Origin of the sequence: Endozoicomonas atrinae, from assembly GCF_001647025.1 — a bacterium.
GTDB classification, from domain to species: Bacteria; Pseudomonadota; Gammaproteobacteria; order Pseudomonadales; family Endozoicomonadaceae; genus Endozoicomonas; species Endozoicomonas atrinae.
This window is the reverse complement of sequence record NZ_LUKQ02000756.1, coordinates 1-563: the sequence shown is the minus strand read 5'-3', so window position 1 is coordinate 563 and position 563 is coordinate 1. Positions and strand designations below refer to the sequence as shown.

General features: G+C 52.4%; 2 protein-coding genes. One reads left to right on the top strand and one right to left on the bottom strand.

Translation table 11 applies throughout. The features are described from left to right. A partial coding sequence (locus AK963_RS36390) for a hypothetical protein (protein ID WP_238593913.1) occupies window positions 1-336 on the bottom strand: 336 nt, incomplete at its 3' end. 3 nt (window positions 337-339) lie between these two features. On the opposite strand from AK963_RS36390, the gene AK963_RS36385 reads away from it, so the two are divergent. Next, window positions 340-563: hypothetical protein (locus AK963_RS36385; RefSeq protein WP_238593912.1), on the top strand; the 224-nt coding region annotated here is incomplete at its 3' end.

Genomic DNA, 563 nt, shown 5'->3' with positions numbered 1-563 from the left:
CCTGAACACTATATCCAGATGCAGAGCTATATGTACTTGGCAGAGCCAAAGCTGACGAGAGCCTTTTACATTGCGGTCAATAAAAACACGGATGAACTCTACGGTGAGCGGATACGCCTCGATCCCGAGGCTGGCAAAGGCATCATTGACCGGGCAGATGCCATCATAGCGAGCGATCGGCCGCTCCAAAAAATCCACGAAGACCCGAGCTGGTATCAGTGCAAGTTCTGCAACCACCACGGAGTCTGCCACGGAGACGAAGCCCCGCTCGTCAACTGTCGGACCTGCATGCACAGCACACCGATAGATGACGGTGAATGGCATTGTGTCAGGCATGACATGGAGATCCCGAGGGCAGTTCAAAAGACCGGCTGTGAGCTCCACCTCTATAACCCTTACCTCTTAGAGCAATTCGCAGAGCCCGTTGATAGCGGTGAGTACTGGATACGGTATCGCCTCAAATCAACCGGCGAGGAATTTGTGACAGGGACGGATAGAGGCCAGTTCTCATCCCATGAGATTAAGGCTGTAGAAGACAAAAGCCTTTTGACGGATGAGAAGTT